The sequence below is a fragment of the Pseudomonas edaphica genome (genome assembly GCF_965277385.1).
GTDB classification, from domain to species: domain Bacteria; phylum Pseudomonadota; class Gammaproteobacteria; order Pseudomonadales; family Pseudomonadaceae; genus Aquipseudomonas; species Aquipseudomonas edaphica.
In genome coordinates this window covers 678,489-695,795 of the sequence record NZ_OZ255725.1, presented here as the reverse complement: position 1 = coordinate 695,795, position 17,307 = coordinate 678,489, and the positions used below count along the sequence as shown (strand labels likewise).

Sequence of the window (17,307 nt, the reverse complement as noted above, 5' to 3'; positions counted from 1 at the left end):
AGCATCCACCTGATGTATCGAAATCCAAATGTGTGCGGGATTGCTCACGAAGGCGGTGGGTCAGTTGCAAATGTGCCACCTGATACACCGCCATTGCGGGCAAGCCCGGCTCCCACAGGTTGTGCGGTGCCTGGACTGGAACACAGGGCAAAAAATGTGGGAGCTGGCTTGCCTGCGATAGCGGTGGGCCAGCTGAGAATGGGCCATCTGATACACCGCCATCGCGGGCAAGCCCGGCTCCCACAGGTTGTGCGGTGCTTGGACTGGAACACAGGGCAAAAAATGTGGGAGCTGGCTTGCCTGCGATAGCGGTGGGCCAGCTGAGAATGGGCCATCTGATACACCGCCATCGCGGGCAAGCCCGGCTCCCACAGGTTGTGCGGTGCTTGGACTGGAACACAGGGCAAAAAATGTGGGAGCTGGCTTGCCTGCGATAGCGGTGGGCCAGCTGAGAATGGGCCGCCTGATACACCGCCATCGCGGGCAAGCCCGGCTCCCACAGTTGAACTGTGGTGTTTGGTGGGGAGCTGGCTCAGGCGCGGATCGAATCGAGCATGCGCTCCAGCATGGCATCACAGCCTGCCAACTGTTCAATACTCACAAACTCATCCGGCTTATGCCCCTGGTCCATGCTCCCCGGCCCACACACCACCGTGGGTATGCCCACCGCATCAAACAACCCACCTTCGGTGCCAAACGCCACGGTGCCGAAGTCCCGCGAGCCACTGAACGCTGCGATCAACTCCGCTGCCTGGCTGCGCTCGTCGGTGACTAATCCCGGATATGCCGAAAGCTCAGTAAACCGAATCGCGCTCTGTTTACTCACGGCCTGCATACGCGGCAACACCTGCTGCATGGCATAGGCTTGCAGCTCCTCAGCCACTTCACCCGGGTCCATCGACGGCAATGCGCGCACTTCAAAATCAAAGCGGCAGTCGGCAGGCACGATATTCAAGGCCTTGCCGCCCGTAATCACGCCGGTCTGCACCGTGCTGAACGGCGGGTCAAACCGCGGGTCCTGCTGCTCGCGCAGGCGCTGGCCAATGCGCCCCAGTTCGCCAATCAACTCGGCGGCATGCTCAATCGCATTCACCCCATAGGGCGCATACGCCGAATGGCACGCCTCGCCATGCACATCACAACGCATCGCCAGTTTGCCCTTGTGGCCGAGCACCGGTTTCAGCTCGGTCGGCTCACCGATAATGCACAGCATCGGTTTGACGGGCCGTTGCTCCAGCACCGCGAGCAACGAGCGCACGCCCAGGCAGCCGACTTCTTCGTCGTAAGACAGGGCGATATGCACCGGGATACGCAAGTTGGCTTTCACCAACGCTGGCACCAACGCCAGCACACAGGCGATATAACCCTTCATATCCGCCGTGCCGCGGCCAAACAGCTTGCCGTCGCGCTCGGTCAGCGCAAACGGCGGCACAGTCCACGGTTGGCCGTCCACCGGCACCACATCGGTATGCCCCGACAGCACAATGCCCGGCAATTGCACCGGGCCAATGCTGGCGAACAGGTTGGCCTTGCTGCGTTCTTCGTTGTAGACCAGTTCGCTGGCCACGCCGAAGCTTGCGAGGTAATCGCGCACAAATTCGATCAGCAGCAAGTTGGACTCGCGGCTGGTGGTATCAAAGCCCACCAGCGTCTGCAGCAGTTCGCGGCTGCGGCTCATCGGTCGTCTCCGGCCACGCCGTAGCCCGGCGAGCGGTCGGGGGCGAGGGCGCGGTCGATGTAGTCCTGCACTTGCGGGCGGTAGGCATCCCAGAGCTTTTGCAGTTCGGCGATGGGCTGTTCATCGGCCCAGTCCACGCGCAGGTTGATGATCGGCCAGGTCAGTTCGCCCACCACCACCAGCGCGGCGGAATGCACCGGCCCGGCTTCGCCACCGGCGTTGATGGCGGCATGCATCGCCGCCAGCAGTCGATCGGCGAGCTGGCCTTCGCCGTGTTCGAAGGCGTGCACCATCGCCTCGATCACCGCGCGGTCGGCGAGCATATTGCCCGCCGCCACACACTGTTCGCCCGACACGGCATGGTGGGTGCCAAGGGTTTCGCTGCCACTGAAATGCACACTGCGGCCCAGGTGATCAATCGCCGTCAGTTGTCGGTATTGGCTGTAGCCGTTGCTCGTCAGGGCTTTGTCGACGGCGGCCGCAGGATCGAGGCCTTGTTCCAGCAGGTCGAGCACGTCCGGGCCGAGGGCCGGTAACGTGATGTTCTGGGTCGACACTGCGCCCACGCCGGGCCGCAGCCATGGGCAGCGGGCGCCCACGGCGATGCTCGAGGAGCTGATGGCGATGCCCAGTTGGCCGGTGTCCGCACAACGGGCGACGATTGAAAAGGTCATGGGTAGCTCCTTATTCGGGGATCACGGCGATCACGTCAATTTCCATCAGCCACTGTGGCTGGCCCAGGGCCGACACCACCAGCCCGGTGGAGATCGGGAACACGCCCTTGAGCCACTTGCCGACTTCCTGGTACACCGGCTCACGGTAGCGCGGGTCGATCAGGTAAGTGGTGGTCTTGACGATATGGCTCAGGTCCGAACCGGCCTCTTCGAGCAGTTGCTTGACGTTTTTCATCGCTTGCTCGGCCTGGGCGCGCGGGTCGCCAAGGCCAATCAGGTTGCCATCAAAATCGGTGCCCACCTGGCCGCGCACGTACACGGTGTTGCCGGCACGTACGGCCTGGCACAGGTCGTTGTCGAGGCTCTGGTTAGGGTAGGTTTCCTTGGTGTTGAACATGCGGATGCGAGTGTGAGTAGGCATCAAAAAAACTCCGAAAAAAGTGATCAGGCAAGGACCGGCGACGGGTGAGCAACCGGTGCGGCTTCGCGGTACTCAAGGTATTGGCGCTGGATGGCGATGTGGTCGGCCACGTATTTGGCGTCATGCCACACGCCCCAGATAAACGACGAGCCCCGGCGCGACTGCCACGGCAAACCCAGGAAGTAGATGCCCGACTCGCTGGCCACACCGCGCTGGTGCTGCGGCTTGCCGGCGGCGTCAAACGCGTCGACTTTCAGCCAGCTGTAATCCACGGCAAACCCGGTGGCCCAGATGATCGAGGTGATACCGGCCTTGGCCAGGTCCAGCTCCAGGATCGGGTTTTTGATGCACTCGGCATCCGGGAATACGCGGCGCGCTTGGGGCTCCACGGGCAAGTCGAGGCCGTTGCGCTCGATGTAGGCGTCCGCCGCATCCAGCAAAGCCAGGTAGTTCTCGTCGCCACGGGCCAGGTTTTCAACCAGGTTGGCTTGGAAGCGCGCGACGTTGCCGTCGAAGGCTTGGGTGAGGCCGACCAGGGTCATGCCTTGCTGGGCCAGCTCACGAAAATCGATGGTCTTGCCGCCGTGGGCGCCGCTCACGGCAATGGTCACGTGCTCGCGACCGGGTTTCATCGCGGCCTGGTCCCACTCACCCAACACGCCCAGCCACCAGCAGAAGTCGCGGTTGCGATAGGCACGCGGCGGGCGGTCGTGGGCACCGACCGACAGGTACACCTGGCGCCCGGAACGCTGCAGCTCATCGGCAATTTGCACGCCGGATGAACCGGCGCCCACCACCAGCACGGCGCCGGCGGGCAGTTGTGCGGGGTTGCGGTAGTCGGCGGAGTGGATCTGGTGCAGCGCGCTGTCTTCAGGGGCGATGGACGGGATCACCGGCTTCTGGAACGGCCCGGTGGCGGCGACTACACGGTTGGCTTCGATCACGCCTTCGCTGGTGTGCACGGTAAAGCCTGGGCGGCCCACGTTACGCACCACAGAGGTCACGTCCACGCCGGTGCGGATCGGTGCATTGAACTTGCGGGCATAGGCTTCGAAGTAATCGGCCACGCGCTCTTTTGGCGCAAAACCATCGGCGGCGACGTCATCAAATTCCAGGCCGGGGAAGCGGTCATGCCAGGCCGGGCCGTTGGCGACCAGCGAATCCCAGCGCCCGGTGCGCCAGCGCTCGGCGATACGGCTGCGCTCCAGCACCAGGTGCGGCACGCCTTGCTTGCTCAGGTGCTCGCTCATGGCCACACCGGCCTGACCGGCTCCCACTACCAGCGTGTCTGTTTTTGTTATGGCTTGAGTCATGTGTCTGTCCTTGCGTAATGCAGTTGGATTCAGCTTGGGCATGGCTTCAAGGCTAGGGGGAGGGCGTTTTTTAATAAAATATTATTAAGCTTTGGAGTGAGCATAAATATCGGATGCAAGCTCACCCTATCGGGTGATTTCGAGGACGGAGCGGGTGTGTGACCATCCTTGCAGTTCTTTGAGCGAGGCTTCGACGTGGAAAACGACCGGCTTTCTTCTGCGCAATGGTTCGAACAGATGGCCCTGGTGACCGATAACATCGGGCAATCGGGGTTCGCTGCCGCCTTGTTCGATGCCCTCGGGTGTGTGCAGCCGATACAGGCCACGACGCTGTATTTTTACCCGCGTGGCGGCATGCCCAGTGCACTGTTCGAGCTGGATGGGCCGTGGTTGCCGCAAGGCAATGTGCGCCAGTACCTGTCGGGCTTTTACTTGCTCGACCCGTTTTACGACGCCTGTGTCGAAGGCGTCAGCTCAGGCTGTTATGCCTTGGCAGACGTTGCGCCTGACCACTTCGAGCTCAGCGAGTACTTCCAGTCGTTCTACCGCCACTCTCAGCTCGAAGACGAGCTCAATTACATCCTGCAGTCGAGCAAAGGCTCCAGCCTGGCGGTGTCCCTGGCGTTTACGCAAAAGCTCGACGCCGCCACCATCGCGCAATTCAAGCGCATAACCCCTTGGGTATTGGCCGTGCTGGGCAAACATTTTGTCGGCCTGGATGCCCACGGCGCACGCTTCGAAAACCTGCTGGAGCAACGCATTCACGCGGCATTGAACAACTTCGGCTCGTCGATCCTGACCGAGCGTGAATGCCGCATTGCCCAACTCATTTTGCGTGGGCACTCCACCCGCTCGCTGGCCGAGCGCCTTGAGGTGGCGGAAGACACCATCAAGTCCCATCGCAAACACATCTACACCAAGCTCGATATCGGCGCGCAGTCGGAACTGTTTGCCCTGTTTATCGACTCGCTCGCCGAAGCCCAGGGCGTGCTGAGCAAAGACCCGCTTGAAAGTTACATGAGCAAGCACCGCTGAGTGGCTTGCCAGCCCTTGCGTCACGACCAATAAGAGAGAGAAACCATGAACCTACCCGCCCAAATCAACCGTCGCACCGAGGATTACCAGCAGTCTGATGCGGCCCACCATATCCATGGGTTTGTCGACCAGAAGGCGCTGAACGCCGAAGGCCCGCGTGTGATGGTGCGCGGCGAGGGCTTGTACCTGTGGGACAGCGAAGGCCAGCGTTACCTGGACGGCATGTCTGGCCTGTGGTGTACCCAGCTCGGTTATGGCCGCCGCGACCTGACTGCCGCCGCCGCCGCGCAGATGGACCAGCTGGCGTACTACAACATGTTCTTTCACACCACCCACCCGGCGGTGATCGAGCTGTCGGAGCTGCTCTTCAGCCTGTTGCCGGGGCACTACAGCCACGTGATCTACACCAACTCCGGCTCCGAGGCCAATGAGGTGTTGATCCGTACCGTGCGCCGTTACTGGCAAGTGGTCGGGCAACCGCAGAAGAAAATCATGATCGGCCGCTGGAACGGCTATCACGGGTCAACCCTGGCAGCCTCTGCGTTGGGCGGCATGAAGTTCATGCACGACATGGGCGGCATGATTCCCGACGTCGCGCACATCGACGAGCCGTATTGGTTTGCCCATGGCGGCGAGCTGACACCGGCCGAATTTGGTCGTCGTTGCGCGCTGCAATTGGAAGAAAAGATTCTGGAATTGGGCGCCGAAAATGTCGCCGGTTTTATCGCCGAGCCGTTCCAGGGTGCGGGCGGCATGATCTTCCCACCAGAAAGCTACTGGCCTGAAATCCAGCGCATTTGCCGCCAATACGATGTGCTGCTGTGCGCCGATGAGGTGATTGGTGGCTTTGGTCGTACCGGTGAATGGTTCGCCCATCAGCACTTCGGCTTCGAGCCCGACACCTTGTCGATCGCCAAGGGCCTGACCTCGGGCTACCTGCCGATGGGCGGCCTGGTGCTGAGCAAACGCATCGCCGAGGCGCTGGTGGAGCAGGGTGGTGTGTTCGCCCACGGGCTGACCTATTCCGGTCACCCGGTGGCGGCGGCGGTGGCGCTGGCCAACCTCAAGGCGCTGCGCGATGAAGGCATCGTGCGTCAGGTGAAAGACGACACCGGGCCGTACTTGCAGCAACTGCTGCACGACGTGTTCGGCAACCACCCAATGGTCGGCGAGATCCAGGGCACGGGCCTGCTCGGGGCGTTGCAGTTCGTCGAAGACAAGACCACGCGCAAACGCTTTGCCAACGAAAACGACCTGGCCTGGCAGTGCCGCACCTTTGGCTTTGAAGAGGGCGTGATCATCCGCTCGACCCTGGGCCGCATGATCATGGCGCCGGCCCTGGTGGCCACGCGGGCAGAGCTGGATGAGCTGGTCGACAAGACCCGGATTGCGGTAGACCGCACCGCACGGATCGCGGGAAAACTCTGAAGTGACCTGCCCACCACCCTCAGGCGCGGGGTGGCGGGCAATCTCCATCAGACACGGCTTGAACGGCAGCGAGGTTATCGACTGCCGCGATGGCCCGCATCCCTCTTTCCAGGAGTCACCCATGAATACAATAACAAGCGTGGCCGAAACTCCCTCCCATCACACCTCAACCAAAGCCGCTTCAACGCGGCGCTTTCGCCAGCCGCTGGGGCTGGTCGGGCTGGTGCTGTTCGGCCTGGCCTACATGGTGCCGCTGGCGGTCTTTACCACCTACGGGCTGGTCACGCAGATGACCAAGGGGCACTTGCCGACCGCCTATATGCTGACCCTGGCGGCGATGTTGCTGACCGCCTACAGCTATGGTCGCATGGTCCAGGCGCATCCGTTTTCCGGCTCGGTTTACTCCTATACGCGCAAGGCGTTTGGTGCGTACTTCGGTTTTATCGCCGGCTGGACCTTGCTGCTCGACTACATCTTTTTGCCGCTGCTCAGTTACCTGCTGATCGGCATCTACATGTCCGAGTACTTCCCCGCTGTACCGACCGCCGTGTGGGTGCTCGGCTCGATTGCGCTGGTAACCACGCTGAACCTGGTCGGTATCGAGTCCATCACGCGGGTCAACTGGATCCTCATCGTGGCCCAGTTGGTGTTCATCGTGGTGTTCGTGGCGCTGTCGGTGCACAACCTCAGCGGTCAGCCGGCGCCCGTTTCGCTGCTGGCGCCATTCCATCATGAAGGCTTCAGCGCACCCTTGATCATGGCCGGTGCGGCGGTGCTGTGCTTGTCGTTCCTGGGCTTCGATGCGGTGTCGACCATGGCCGAGGAAACCCCCAACCCGCGTCGCACCATTCCACTGGCGATCATGGTGGTGTCGTTGTTCGGCGGCTTGCTGTTTTTGCTGGTGTCGTATTTCGCGCAAATGGTCTTCCCGGAATGGAACACGTTCGCCGACCCGGATTCGGCGTCGGTGGATGTGATGCGCCGGGTCGGTGGCGAGGTGCTGGTGACGGCGTTTACCGCGACTTATGTGGCCGGCTGTTTCGCCTCGGCGATGGTTTCCCAGGCCAGTGTGTCGCGGGTGTTGTTTGCCATGGGCCGCGACGGCGCGCTGCCTCGCGTGCTCGGCAAGCTGGTGACGACAAAACGCGTGCCGGCCACCGCGATTGTGCTGGTCAGCCTGTTCTCGCTGATTGCGCTGTTTATCACCCTGGACACGGTGGCCAACATGATCAGCTTCGGCGCGCTGTTCGCGTTCTCGGCGGTGAACCTGGCGGTGATCAAGCATTACGTGGTCGACCAGCAGTTACGCGGCACCCGTAATTACCTGCTGTACGCCGCGCTGCCGGCGCTGGGGTTCCTCAGCACGGTCTGGCTGTGGACCAGCCTGTCGAGCTTGTCCTTCACCATCGGCCTGTGCTGGATGGGGGTTGGCCTTATTTGTTTGCTGGGGATCACGCGCGGCTTGCGCGTGAAGATGCCTGAACTGCAGATCGCGGAATAAAACCTTCGCCTGTCCATCGACCTTCATTGGGAGTACACCGTGTTCGACCTTCATTACTGGCAACAACGCGTTGCCCGCCAGACCTTTATCGACACCGCCTTGATCGGTGGTCGACCCGTGAGCGCAGCCAGCGGGGCGACTTTTGATGCAATCAACCCCGCCACCCACCAGCTGCTGGCGCGTGTGGCCGCCTGTGGTGACGCAGAAGTAGACCTGGCCGTGCGCAGCGCCCGCCAGGCTTTCGACACCGGCCCTTGGCGGCGTATGCCGCCGGTTGAGCGCAAGAAAATCCTGATCAGGCTCTCCGAGTTGCTGATGACCCATCGCGAAGAGCTGGCCCTCCTGGATTCGCTGAACATGGGCAAGCCGGTGATGGACGCCTACAACATTGATGTGCCCGGCGCCGCGAATGTATTTGCCTGGTACGGCGAGGCGCTGGACAAGCTCTACGATCAAGTCGCGCCCACCGCGCACAACGCACTGGCGACCATCACCCGTGAAGCATTGGGCGTTGTTGCGGCGGTGGTGCCGTGGAATTTCCCACTCGACATGGCGGCCTGGAAGCTCGCACCGGCGTTGGCAGCCGGTAACAGCGTGGTGCTCAAACCCGCCGAGCAGTCACCCTTTTCGGCCCTGCGCCTGGCCCAACTGGCCCTGGAAGCGGGTATCCCGGAAGGGGTTTTGAATGTGGTGCCGGGCCTCGGCGAAAGTGCCGGCAAGGCGTTGGGGCTGCACCCTGATGTGGATTGCCTGGTGTTCACCGGCTCCACGCAGGTCGGCAAGTATTTTATGCAGTACTCGGCGCAGTCCAACTTGAAGCAGGTGTGGCTGGAGTGTGGCGGCAAGAGCGCGAACCTGGTGTTTGACGACTGCCAGGACCTGGACCTGGCGGCCGAGAAAGCGGCCTTCGGGATTTTTTTCAACCAGGGCGAAGTGTGCTCGGCCAACTCACGGCTGTATGTGCAACGCTCCATCCATGATGAATTTGTCGAGCGTGTGATTGCCAAGGCGCGTGCCTGGATGCCGGGTGATCCGCTGGACCCTGGCAGCGCTGCCGGTGCCATTGTCGACAGTGAGCAAACCGCCCGCATCATGAGGGCGATCAATCAGGCCCAGGGCGAGGGCGCCAAGCTGCTGGCGGGTGGCGAGCAAGTGAGCATGAATGGCTCCTCCAACTTCATCCAGCCGACGATTTTTGCTGAGGTGACCGGCGACATGCAGCTCGCGCGCGATGAAGTGTTTGGCCCGGTGTTGGCGATCAGCGCCTTTGACACTGAGGAGCAAGCGATACAGCAAGCCAATGACAGCCTCTACGGGCTGGCGGCCTCGGTCTGGAGTGATGGCCTCAATCGCGCGCATCGGGTGGCGCGAGCGTTGAATGTCGGCACGGTGTCGGTCAACACCGTCGACGCCCTGGATGTCGCGGTGCCGTTCGGGGGTGGCAAGCAGTCCGGGTTCGGGCGTGACCTGTCGCTGCACTCATTCGACAAGTACACGCAGCTGAAAACCACCTGGTTTGCGCTGCGATAGCCGAAGCGGTCAGCCGGTCGTGTATTCATGGGTGCGTGGCCGGCGCAGCTTCCTGCAAAACCTGCTGGTGCTGCCGGACTACCGCCGCCAGGGCATCGCCCAGGCCATGAAAACGCCTAGAGCTCCCCGGAATACTTGACCGCCGCCGCGGCGCGCGAGGGCACTTTCAAACTGCGCAGCAGCGACGACACATGGATGCGCACGGTGAACGGCGAGATCGCCAGGGCCTTGGCGATTTCCTTGTTGGTCTTGCCTTGGGCGATCAGGCGCAGCACTTCCTGCTGGCGCGCCGTGAGGGTGTGGGTGCCCAGCGGCAGCAGGCCAGAGGGAGAAAACTTGACCAGCACTTCGCCTTCGCGGATCGCCAGCAGGGCCTGGCCGATTTCATCGGGGGTGATGTTTTTGCCGATAAAGCCATCGGCGCCCAGGGCCATGACCTGATCGATCAGCGCCGGGTCATCGACCATCGACACCACGATCAAGGTGGTGCGCCGCAGTTGCTGGCGCAGGTCGGCCAGTTGGCTCATGCAGGTAAGGCCCGGGAAGCGCAGGTCGAGGATCAGCATGTCGATGTCGCCACACGCGTGGATCAGCGCCTGCACCGCATCGAGGTCGCCGGCCTCTTGCACCACGGCCTCGGGCAACAGGCGCTGTACGGTGCGCAACATGCCTTCGCGAAACATCGGGTGGTCGTCGGCTATGATGATTCGGCCGGTCATGGCGTGCTCCTTCCTGGGGCATGGGTGTGCATTGGCATGCTACTTTAGCACCGCGCCACAGGGACGCCTCTGGCGCGCAAAGGATAGACCGAATGCCGCACAAGGACGTCCCCCATGAGTCATGAGACCAATTCCGAACTCGACCAGGCCAACCTGCGCATCGTGGTGGCCGCCATCGCCATTGTCTACATCGGCGCGCTGGGCTTTTTGCCGGGCCAGTCGGTTGACACCTACTTGCCGGTGATCCTGTATATCGTCGCGTTCCTGCTGGTCTCCATCGCGTTGCGCCAGGTGATTGCGCGCTGGCCAGGGCATTACCCGGCGCGGCGGATATTCGGCATGATCCATGACTACACCGGCACCTCGTTCGGGCTGGTGGTGGGCGGCGAACCGGCATTGCCACTGTATGCGGTGATGGTGTGGGTCAACCTGGGCAACGGCATGCGCTACGGCTCGCGCTACCTGGCGATTGCCACCGGCCTGGCCTTGCTCGCGCTGCTGATCGTGTACCGGCTGACGCCACTGTGGCAGGCGCAGCCGTTCATGGTGCTGATGCTGATGATCACCAGCACAGTGATCCCGGTGTACGCGCATATTTTGCTTGAGCGCACGCGCAAGGCTTCCGAAGAAGCCATCGCCGCCAACCTGGAAAAATCGCGTTTCCTGGCTCAGGCCAGCCACGATCTGCGCCAGCCTATTCACTCCATCGGCCTGTTCACCGCCTGTTTGCGTGAAGCGCAGTTGGGCGAGGCTGAGCAGCGCTTGGTGGACAATATCGACCGCTCGCTGCTCAACGTGTCGCAGCTGTTCCGTTCGATTCTCGACCTTTACACCCTCGACAACGGCAGGCTGTTGCCCAAGTACCAGGTGATTCACTTGGGCGAATTTCTCGCCGACCTGGTGCGCCAACACGCCGAAGCGGCGCATTGGGCCGGGGTGCAACTGCGCCTGCGCCCGTGTGCGCATTGGGTGCAGGTCGACCCCGCGATGCTGGCGACGATGGTGCAAAACCTGCTCTCCAATTGCTTTAAATACGGCGCACAACGGCCCGTGCTGATCGGCGTGCGCGTGCGCGACGGCGGCTTGTCGGTGGAGGTGCATGACCAGGGGCGCGGTATTGCCGAGGAGCATCAGGTGAAGGTCTTCGAAGAGTTTTATCGGGTCCGCCAACTGCGCGACAAGGACGTCGAAGGCGTGGGCCTGGGGCTGTCCATCGTCAAGCGCCTGGGGCAATTGATGGGGGTGCAGGTGAGCCTGCGATCACGGGTGGGCCATGGCACCTCTGTGAGCTTGCATGGCCTGGCATTGGCGACGGCGCCACGCCAACCGGCTGCGCGCGACGACGCGCGCCAGGCCGGCCTGCTGACGGGTTTGAAAGTCTGCCTGGTGGAAGATGACCACAACGTGCTGCTGGCCACCCAGGCCTTGCTGGAGCGCTGGGGCTGCCAGGTGCAGGCCGAATCCAGCGGGCAAGGCCTGGCCAGCGACTGCGACATCATCGTCGCCGACTACGACCTGGGCAACCACGCCACCGGCATCGAATGCATCGACGCCCTGCGCGAGCAACGCGGCTGGGCGGTGCCGGCGCTGATCCTCACCGGCCACGACGTGGAGAAAATCCAGGCGGCCTTGCACGACCGCCAGATCGCGATTCTGTCCAAACCGGTGCGGCCTGCAGAACTGCGCGGCACGCTGCGTGACCTCAGCCAATCGGGCGTTACTGGTTAAACGGCGTCAGGCCATTGCCCCGAGCGCCCTTGGGCTGGCAGTAGGCGGCAGGCTTCATCAGGCCAAAGCTGGCCACGGCAAACATGCCACCGCTGGCACCGCTGGGCACGGAGCAGTTGTAATCGCCGGAGGCGGCGCTGGCGATGTAGTAGGTGGTCATGGAGTCGCTGCGTACATTGGAGATACGCTTGACCGGTTCACCGAGGTTGGTTTCCGACAGCGTCTTGAGATGGTCTTCGCTGGGCTTGACGTTGCTGCAACCGGCGACACCGATGATCAGGGCGCCGAGCAGGGTGAGACGGGTAACGGGAGCGTGCAGGTTCATGATGCTTCTTCCTTGGGATTATTATGGTTTTTCCAACGCGCAATGCACCCTCGCGCAACAGGTGTGCGGTGCCGGGGGGAGCGTTGGAAGTGCCGAGGAATATAGCGCCGCCGGGTAAAGGGGTCGATTAGCACAAGTGTGCTAATGGCACGGTGAGGTCATGGATGGAGAGAGCAATGCTAGCGATCAAACGCGCCACCCAAGCGCACGCCCAGGCGGCGTTCGACATTCGTCTGTTGGCCATCCGCAGCCAATGCATCGGCGCCTACACCGCTGAGCAAATGGCGCTGTGGACACGCGGCAGCGCCGAAGACGGTTACGACACACTGATGGACAAGCCGTTTTACCTGGGCTGGGTCAATGACGTACCGGTCGCCACCGGCATGCTCGATCTGGACAACAACGAAGTGGGCGCGCTGTTTGTGCTGCCGGCGTTTACTGGCCGTGGTTACGGCAAGACCATGCTGGATCACCTGGAAAAGCTCGCGCGGGAACTGGCGATTGAAGAGGTCGTGCTGGACGCGACGTTGAATGCGGCGAGTTTCTACCGGGCCTGCGGGTATGTGGGTGAGGAGCAGGCGGTGTATCACTCGCCTTCGGGGTTGGCGTTGGCGTGTATCCCAATGGTAAAACGGCTTTGACCCTTGCCACCTTTGAGCTTTGTTGCTGGGGGGATTTGCGTTCGACGCGATGGCCCTGCGAACTGAGATCTAACCAACACAGCCGATCCCCTGTGGGAGCTGTCGAGCTTTAGCGAGGCTGCGAAAGCGGTGGGTCAGGTTGCTTATGTTTCGCCAGTGCCGCCGCCTTCGCAGCCTCGCCGGGGCTCGACAGCTCCCACATTGGATCTTTGTTGCTGGGGGGATTTGTGTATGTCGCGATGGCCCTGCGAACTGAAATCTAACCAACACAGCTGATCCCCTGTGGGAGCTGTCGAGCCCCGGCGAGGCTGCGAAAGCGGTGGGCCAGGCTACTTATATGTTGCCTGTGCCGCCGCCTTCGCAGCCTCGCTGGGGCTCGACAGCTCCCATCGTTGATTTCATCCGGCGCCGAAGGCTGTGCGCAGTGTTTGAATAACCTGTTCCACGGTGGGACCTTGGACGGGCGGCGGTGTAAGGCTCTCGCCAAATTCGCGCCATACGAACAGCGTCAGCTCAGCCCCATCGGTCAGCCCTTGTTCCTTTGAGCCAAAACCTTGCAGCACCCGATAGCGCTCATCCCGCCAAAACGCCTGCTCCACCCAGTCATGCACCGGAATGAAGTGAAAGTGCAGCGGCAAGCCCGGCATGTGTCCGTAGCGGCTGATATACAGCCACTTCGGCTGCAGCTGCGTCTCCATCACCCGTTGGGTTTTGGCGAGCAGGCCACCCAGTTCAGCCAACGCGGCCTCGGGCATAGCTGCCAGGGAGTCGATCGGCGCTTTGGCGCCCAGCATCAGGTAGCCCGGCAGCTTTGACGCCAAGTGATGGTTGAGCCGCCAGTGCTCGGTTTCATGAAGGATGAAAGCGGGGTCGATCTGCATAAGCACGCGTCCATGAGGGCAGGATGGGCAGGATAACAAGCGTGGGCGCCTGTATCTCACAAAAGCTGGCGATCTGTGTCTGTCGCTGCGGGTGCCAGGCGGATAGTGTCGTGCCACGTTAACTGACGACCGAGCCCACCATGGAACTGACCGCTGTCCCGTTTGGCACCACCGACTGGTCCACCGTCGAGCCGGAACTTCACCCGGGCATTACCGGCAATGCCCTGTGGCGTACCTGCCACTTTGGCACCACCCGCGTGCGCATGGTCGAGTACACCCCTGGCTATCTGGCCGATCACTGGTGCTGGCGCGGGCATGTATTGCTGTGTCTTGAAGGGGAATTGCACACGGAATTGGAAGACGGCCGCCAGTTCACGCTGACGGCCGGGATGAGTTACCAGGTGGGCAATGACATGGAAGGCCATCGCTCATCCACCCACAGTGGTGCGAAGCTGTTTATTGTGGATTGAGGCGCACGATCAACTTGCCGAAATTACGCCCCTCCAGCAGCCCGATAAACGCTTCAGGTGCCTGGGCCAGACCGTCGATGATGTCTTCGCGAAATTTCAGTTTGCCCTCGGCGATCCACTGCGCAGCTTCCTGCAAGAACCTGTCTTGTTGTTGGTCGACAAATTCGGTCTGGATAAACCCGCGCACCGTCAGGCTCTTGGCGAGGATGTCATGCATCGTCGCCGGCAGTCGGTCGGCCTGTGCGTGCTGGATAGCGCCGTCGTTGTAGTGGGCGATCAGCCCGCACACCGGAATCCGCGCGAAGTTATTGAGCAGTGGGCGTACCGCGTCCCACACCGGCCCGGCGACGTTTTCGAAGTACACATCAATGCCGTCCGGGCAGGCCTTGGCCAGTTGCTCGGCAAAGTCCGGGGCGCGGTGGTCGATGACTGCGTCAAAGCCCAGTTCATCCTTCACGAAAGCACACTTGTCGGCGCCGCCGGCGATCCCCACGACGCGGGCACCCTGCAGCCGAGCGATCTGGCCGACCACCGAGCCGACTGCGCCACTGGCCGCTGCCACCACAACGGTATCGCCCGGTTTTGGCTTACCGATATTCAGCAGCCCGGCGTAGGCGGTAAATCCCGGCATGCCGAGTACACCGAGAGCAGTGGTGGGATGGGCGATGCTGGGGTCGAGGCGGCGCAAATCCTGGCCGTTGGATAAGGCAAAACGCTGCCAACCGGCGTAGGCCAGCACTGTATCGCCTTCGTGCCAATCGCTGTGACGCGACTGTTTGATGCGCGCGACGGTGCCACCCACCATCACTTCGCCAATGCCCACCGGCTCGGCATAGGATTTGGCCGCGCTCATGCGCCAGCGCATATAGGGGTCGAGGGACAGGTAGAGGTTTTCCAGCAACACTTCGCCGTCGGCGGGTTCGGGGACCGGTGAGTGTTCCAGGCGGAAGTCGCTGGTTGTCGGGCGCCCGTCGGGGCGTGCGGCCAAAACGATGCGTGTGTTTTCGGTGTGGTTCATGGCGTATTACTCACTGATTGAACAGGCTGAGCAGCGTAGCCATCGGCAAGCTATCAAGGTAGGCTCATAACAGTTGATTCAGAGTTATGCCAAACATGATATCCGATGCCTTCGAACCGTATTTGCTGCGCACTTTCGTTGCGGTGTGCCACCACGGCAGCCTCAGTGGCGCCGCCCAGCAGGCGGGCAGGGCGCAATCGGCCCTGAGTGCGCAGATTCGCCGTCTGGAGGAGCTGCTTGGGCAACGCCTGCTGCGCCGAACTGGGCGTGGCGTGGTGCCCACCACCGAGGGTGAGTTGTTGCTCAGCTACGCCACACGCATCCTGGCCCTGGGTGAAACGGTCGCCACACGCCTGAAGGAGCGTACGGTGATGGGCACTGTGCGCGTGGGCTTGTCCGAAGACGTGGCGGTCACTACCTTGCCGGCGGCGCTGGGCCGTTTGCGCCGCACCTGCCCGCATATGCACATGGAAATCACCGTGGACCACGGCGATGCGTTAGCGCAGCGCTGGCACGACGGCCTGTTGGATGTGGCCATCGGCGTCAGCTCGGTATTCGCCGCCGACCCGGTGCGCACCTGGAATGTGCCGCTTTATTGGGTGTGCGCGATTGACGATGAAGTCGATCCGGCGCTGCCTCTGGACGTGATCGTGTACGCCGAGCCTTGCGCGTGGCGACGCTTGATGTTCGACGCATTACTGGCGGCCGGTCGCGACTTTCGCGTGACCGTCACCAGCCCGAACGTCGGTGTGATCAGCGCGGCTGTCGAAAACGGTTTGGGCGTTGCCCTGTTGCCTGCCGACAATATCAACCCGCACACCATGCGCGTGATTGCGCTGGCGCCCGCTGGCAATGCCGCATTGAGCGTCAACTATGGGTTGTTCGCGGTGCCGCGCCAGACCGAAAGCATCCGTGCCACGGTCGAATTGCTCAGCGAGGGGTTTCATTTGATGACGCAACCGAGGGTGAAGGGTCTCAGCCTTTGCGATACACCGCCCCCAACTCCCGCGCCAGCCCAATAAAATTCTGCAACGGCGCCGACGGATTAAACGCGCGCCGCACCAGCGTAATCGGCGCCAGCAGCTTGGGCCTGGCGTCTTTGATTCGGCAATACACCACGCTGTCACGGTGTACATCGCGCATTGACGCCGGCACCACGGAGATGCCTTCACCAGCCGCCACCAGGCTGACGTTGGTCAGCATGCGTTCCACTTCAAAGGCGATTTTGGGTTCGAAACCGGCGTTCTGGCAGGCGGTGATCAGGTTGGCGTACATGCCCGGCGCGCCGGGGCGGCGTACCAGGATAAAGCGTTCGTGTTTGAGCGCAGCAATGGGGATGGCGCTGCCGGCGGCGGCCAGCAACGGGTGGCCGGTGGGCAGGACCAGCAGCATTTCTTCGTTGAGCAGGCGGTGGAAGGCCAGGCTCTGATGGGTGCTGACCGGGGCGCGCAGGATGCCGACGTCGATGCGTTTTTCGAGGGCGTCTTCGGTCAATTCCCTGGCGCTGCCTTCATTGATCGACAGCTCTACCGCCGGGTAGTGCTCGCGGTAGGCGCGGATGATGCGTGGGATCAGCGCGTGAGCGGCGGCCGAACTGGTGAAGCCGATGGCCAGGGTGCCCTCGATGCCCTGGGCCACGCGGGAGGCCTTGAGTGCGCCATGCTCAACACGCGCCAAAATGGCTTGGGCTTCTTCAAGAAACACCAGGCCACCGGCCGTCAGGTCCACGCCCTTGGGGTGGCGCTTGAACAGATCGAACCCCAGCTCCTGCTCCAGGGCACGAATCTGCTGGCTCAGGGGCGGTTGTTGCATGTTCAGGCGTGCGGCGGCACGGGTGAAATGTCGTTCTTCGGCCACCATGATGAAATAGCGTAAATGGCGAAGTTCCATGGTGGCCTATCCCGTGACAAGACGCAGTGGTGGGCGGCCGCAAGCGGCCCGGCCG

The 17,307-nt window shown here is 62.3% G+C and carries 17 protein-coding genes; 8 read left to right on the top strand and 9 right to left on the bottom strand.

Features of this window, described 5'->3' with window-relative positions; translation table 11 throughout:
* Positions 1–532: 532 nt before the first annotated feature.
* The 4 genes from argE to ACQY47_RS02820 are packed head-to-tail and all read right to left on the bottom strand — an operon-like array spanning position 533 to position 4,128.
* Positions 533–1,678, bottom strand: a complete 1,146-nt coding sequence (argE, locus tag ACQY47_RS02835; RefSeq protein ID WP_428555420.1) for an acetylornithine deacetylase — start codon at positions 1,676–1,678, stop codon at positions 533–535.
* On the bottom strand, positions 1,675–2,352 hold the full coding sequence (locus ACQY47_RS02830; protein ID WP_056859544.1) for a DUF1028 domain-containing protein: 678 nt from the start codon (positions 2,350–2,352) through the stop codon (positions 1,675–1,677). Before ACQY47_RS02830 ends, argE begins: the two co-directional genes overlap by 4 nt.
* A 10-nt stretch (positions 2,353–2,362) precedes the next feature.
* Positions 2,363–2,773, bottom strand: a complete 411-nt coding sequence (locus tag ACQY47_RS02825) for a RidA family protein (RefSeq protein ID WP_003207327.1) — start codon at positions 2,771–2,773, stop codon at positions 2,363–2,365.
* 23 nt (positions 2,774–2,796) lie between these two features.
* On the bottom strand, positions 2,797–4,128 hold the full coding sequence (locus ACQY47_RS02820; RefSeq protein WP_428555415.1) for a flavin-containing monooxygenase: 1,332 nt from the start codon (positions 4,126–4,128) through the stop codon (positions 2,797–2,799).
* 153 nt (positions 4,129–4,281) lie between these two features.
* On the opposite strand from ACQY47_RS02820, the gene ACQY47_RS02815 reads away from it, so the two are divergent.
* The 4 genes from ACQY47_RS02815 to ACQY47_RS02800 all read left to right on the top strand — a co-directional run bounded on the left by ACQY47_RS02815 (position 4,282) and on the right by ACQY47_RS02800 (position 9,580).
* Positions 4,282–5,121 carry a helix-turn-helix transcriptional regulator gene (locus tag ACQY47_RS02815; protein ID WP_026013485.1) on the top strand — a complete coding sequence of 280 codons (840 nt, stop codon included), beginning with the start codon at positions 4,282–4,284 and terminating at the stop codon, positions 5,119–5,121.
* 45 nt (positions 5,122–5,166) lie between these two features.
* Positions 5,167–6,549: an aspartate aminotransferase family protein gene (locus tag ACQY47_RS02810; protein ID WP_428555411.1), complete on the top strand. Its 1,383-nt coding sequence runs from the start codon at positions 5,167–5,169 to the stop codon at positions 6,547–6,549.
* 121 nt (positions 6,550–6,670) lie between these two features.
* Positions 6,671–8,050 carry an APC family permease gene (locus tag ACQY47_RS02805; protein WP_138453198.1) on the top strand — a complete coding sequence of 460 codons (1,380 nt, stop codon included), beginning with the start codon at positions 6,671–6,673 and terminating at the stop codon, positions 8,048–8,050.
* A 39-nt stretch (positions 8,051–8,089) separates the two neighbouring features.
* Positions 8,090–9,580: an aldehyde dehydrogenase gene (locus tag ACQY47_RS02800; RefSeq protein ID WP_428555407.1), complete on the top strand. Its 1,491-nt coding sequence runs from the start codon at positions 8,090–8,092 to the stop codon at positions 9,578–9,580.
* 116 nt (positions 9,581–9,696) lie between these two features.
* On the opposite strand, the gene ACQY47_RS02795 is transcribed toward ACQY47_RS02800, so the two are convergent.
* Positions 9,697–10,299 (bottom strand): LuxR C-terminal-related transcriptional regulator, encoded by a 603-nt coding sequence (locus ACQY47_RS02795; protein ID WP_428555404.1) that lies wholly within the window; start codon positions 10,297–10,299, stop codon positions 9,697–9,699.
* Between the two features lie 114 nt (positions 10,300–10,413).
* On the opposite strand from ACQY47_RS02795, the gene ACQY47_RS02790 reads away from it, so the two are divergent.
* Complete coding sequence (locus tag ACQY47_RS02790) at positions 10,414–12,027, top strand: ATP-binding response regulator (RefSeq protein WP_428555401.1); 1,614 nt, start codon at positions 10,414–10,416, stop codon at positions 12,025–12,027.
* Here the strand turns inward: ACQY47_RS02790 and ACQY47_RS02785 are convergent.
* A complete protein-coding gene (locus ACQY47_RS02785; protein WP_017134555.1) occupies positions 12,017–12,352 on the bottom strand; it encodes a hypothetical protein in 336 nt (111 codons plus the stop codon). The genes ACQY47_RS02790 and ACQY47_RS02785 overlap by 11 nt on opposite strands.
* A gap of 176 nt (positions 12,353–12,528) precedes the next feature.
* Here ACQY47_RS02785 and ACQY47_RS02780 point away from each other — a divergent pair, with 176 nt between their 5' ends.
* Complete coding sequence (locus tag ACQY47_RS02780; RefSeq protein ID WP_236447203.1) at positions 12,529–12,993, top strand: GNAT family N-acetyltransferase; 465 nt, start codon at positions 12,529–12,531, stop codon at positions 12,991–12,993.
* Between the two features lie 398 nt (positions 12,994–13,391).
* Here ACQY47_RS02780 and ACQY47_RS02775 read toward each other — a convergent pair whose 3' ends face one another.
* A complete protein-coding gene (locus ACQY47_RS02775; protein ID WP_428555396.1) occupies positions 13,392–13,874 on the bottom strand; it encodes an HIT family protein in 483 nt (160 codons plus the stop codon).
* Positions 13,875–14,014: 140 nt separating this feature from the next.
* Between ACQY47_RS02775 and ACQY47_RS02770 the strand changes: the two genes are divergently transcribed.
* On the top strand, positions 14,015–14,344 hold the full coding sequence (locus tag ACQY47_RS02770; protein ID WP_017134500.1) for a DHCW motif cupin fold protein: 330 nt from the start codon (positions 14,015–14,017) through the stop codon (positions 14,342–14,344).
* On the opposite strand, the gene ACQY47_RS02765 is transcribed toward ACQY47_RS02770, so the two are convergent.
* Positions 14,331–15,362, bottom strand: a complete 1,032-nt coding sequence (locus ACQY47_RS02765; RefSeq protein ID WP_186618425.1) for an NADP-dependent oxidoreductase — start codon at positions 15,360–15,362, stop codon at positions 14,331–14,333. The two genes, ACQY47_RS02770 and ACQY47_RS02765, sit on opposite strands and share 14 nt — an antisense overlap.
* A gap of 86 nt (positions 15,363–15,448) precedes the next feature.
* Between ACQY47_RS02765 and ACQY47_RS02760 the strand changes: the two genes are divergently transcribed.
* Entirely contained in the window at positions 15,449–16,384 is a 936-nt protein-coding gene (locus tag ACQY47_RS02760) for a LysR family transcriptional regulator (protein ID WP_099548708.1), read from the top strand.
* Here the strand turns inward: ACQY47_RS02760 and ACQY47_RS02755 are convergent.
* Positions 16,338–17,252 carry a LysR substrate-binding domain-containing protein gene (locus ACQY47_RS02755; protein ID WP_428555391.1) on the bottom strand — a complete coding sequence of 305 codons (915 nt, stop codon included), beginning with the start codon at positions 17,250–17,252 and terminating at the stop codon, positions 16,338–16,340. The genes ACQY47_RS02760 and ACQY47_RS02755 overlap by 47 nt on opposite strands.
* Positions 17,253–17,307 lie beyond the last annotated feature (55 nt).

Bases quoted from the DNA above. Each gene is read 5' to 3' on its own strand.
- argE (WP_428555420.1), bottom strand. From the start codon at position 1,678: ATGAGCCGCAGCCGCGAACTGCTGCAGACGCTGGTGGGCTTTGATACC.
- ACQY47_RS02830 (WP_056859544.1), bottom strand. From the start codon at position 2,352: ATGACCTTTTCAATCGTCGCCCGTTGTGCGGACACCGGCCAACTGGGC.
- ACQY47_RS02825 (WP_003207327.1), bottom strand. From the start codon at position 2,773: ATGCCTACTCACACTCGCATCCGCATGTTCAACACCAAGGAAACCTAC.
- ACQY47_RS02820 (WP_428555415.1), bottom strand. From the start codon at position 4,128: ATGCCCAAGCTGAATCCAACTGCATTACGCAAGGACAGACACATGACT.
- ACQY47_RS02810 (WP_428555411.1), top strand. From the start codon at position 5,167: ATGAACCTACCCGCCCAAATCAACCGTCGCACCGAGGATTACCAGCAG.
- ACQY47_RS02805 (WP_138453198.1), top strand. From the start codon at position 6,671: ATGAATACAATAACAAGCGTGGCCGAAACTCCCTCCCATCACACCTCA.
- ACQY47_RS02795 (WP_428555404.1), bottom strand. From the start codon at position 10,299: ATGACCGGCCGAATCATCATAGCCGACGACCACCCGATGTTTCGCGAA.
- ACQY47_RS02790 (WP_428555401.1), top strand. From the start codon at position 10,414: ATGAGTCATGAGACCAATTCCGAACTCGACCAGGCCAACCTGCGCATC.
- ACQY47_RS02785 (WP_017134555.1), bottom strand. From the start codon at position 12,352: ATGAACCTGCACGCTCCCGTTACCCGTCTCACCCTGCTCGGCGCCCTG.
- ACQY47_RS02780 (WP_236447203.1), top strand. From the start codon at position 12,529: ATGCTAGCGATCAAACGCGCCACCCAAGCGCACGCCCAGGCGGCGTTC.
- ACQY47_RS02775 (WP_428555396.1), bottom strand. From the start codon at position 13,874: ATGCAGATCGACCCCGCTTTCATCCTTCATGAAACCGAGCACTGGCGG.
- ACQY47_RS02770 (WP_017134500.1), top strand. From the start codon at position 14,015: ATGGAACTGACCGCTGTCCCGTTTGGCACCACCGACTGGTCCACCGTC.
- ACQY47_RS02765 (WP_186618425.1), bottom strand. From the start codon at position 15,362: ATGAACCACACCGAAAACACACGCATCGTTTTGGCCGCACGCCCCGAC.
- ACQY47_RS02760 (WP_099548708.1), top strand. From the start codon at position 15,449: ATGCCAAACATGATATCCGATGCCTTCGAACCGTATTTGCTGCGCACT.
- ACQY47_RS02755 (WP_428555391.1), bottom strand. From the start codon at position 17,252: ATGGAACTTCGCCATTTACGCTATTTCATCATGGTGGCCGAAGAACGA.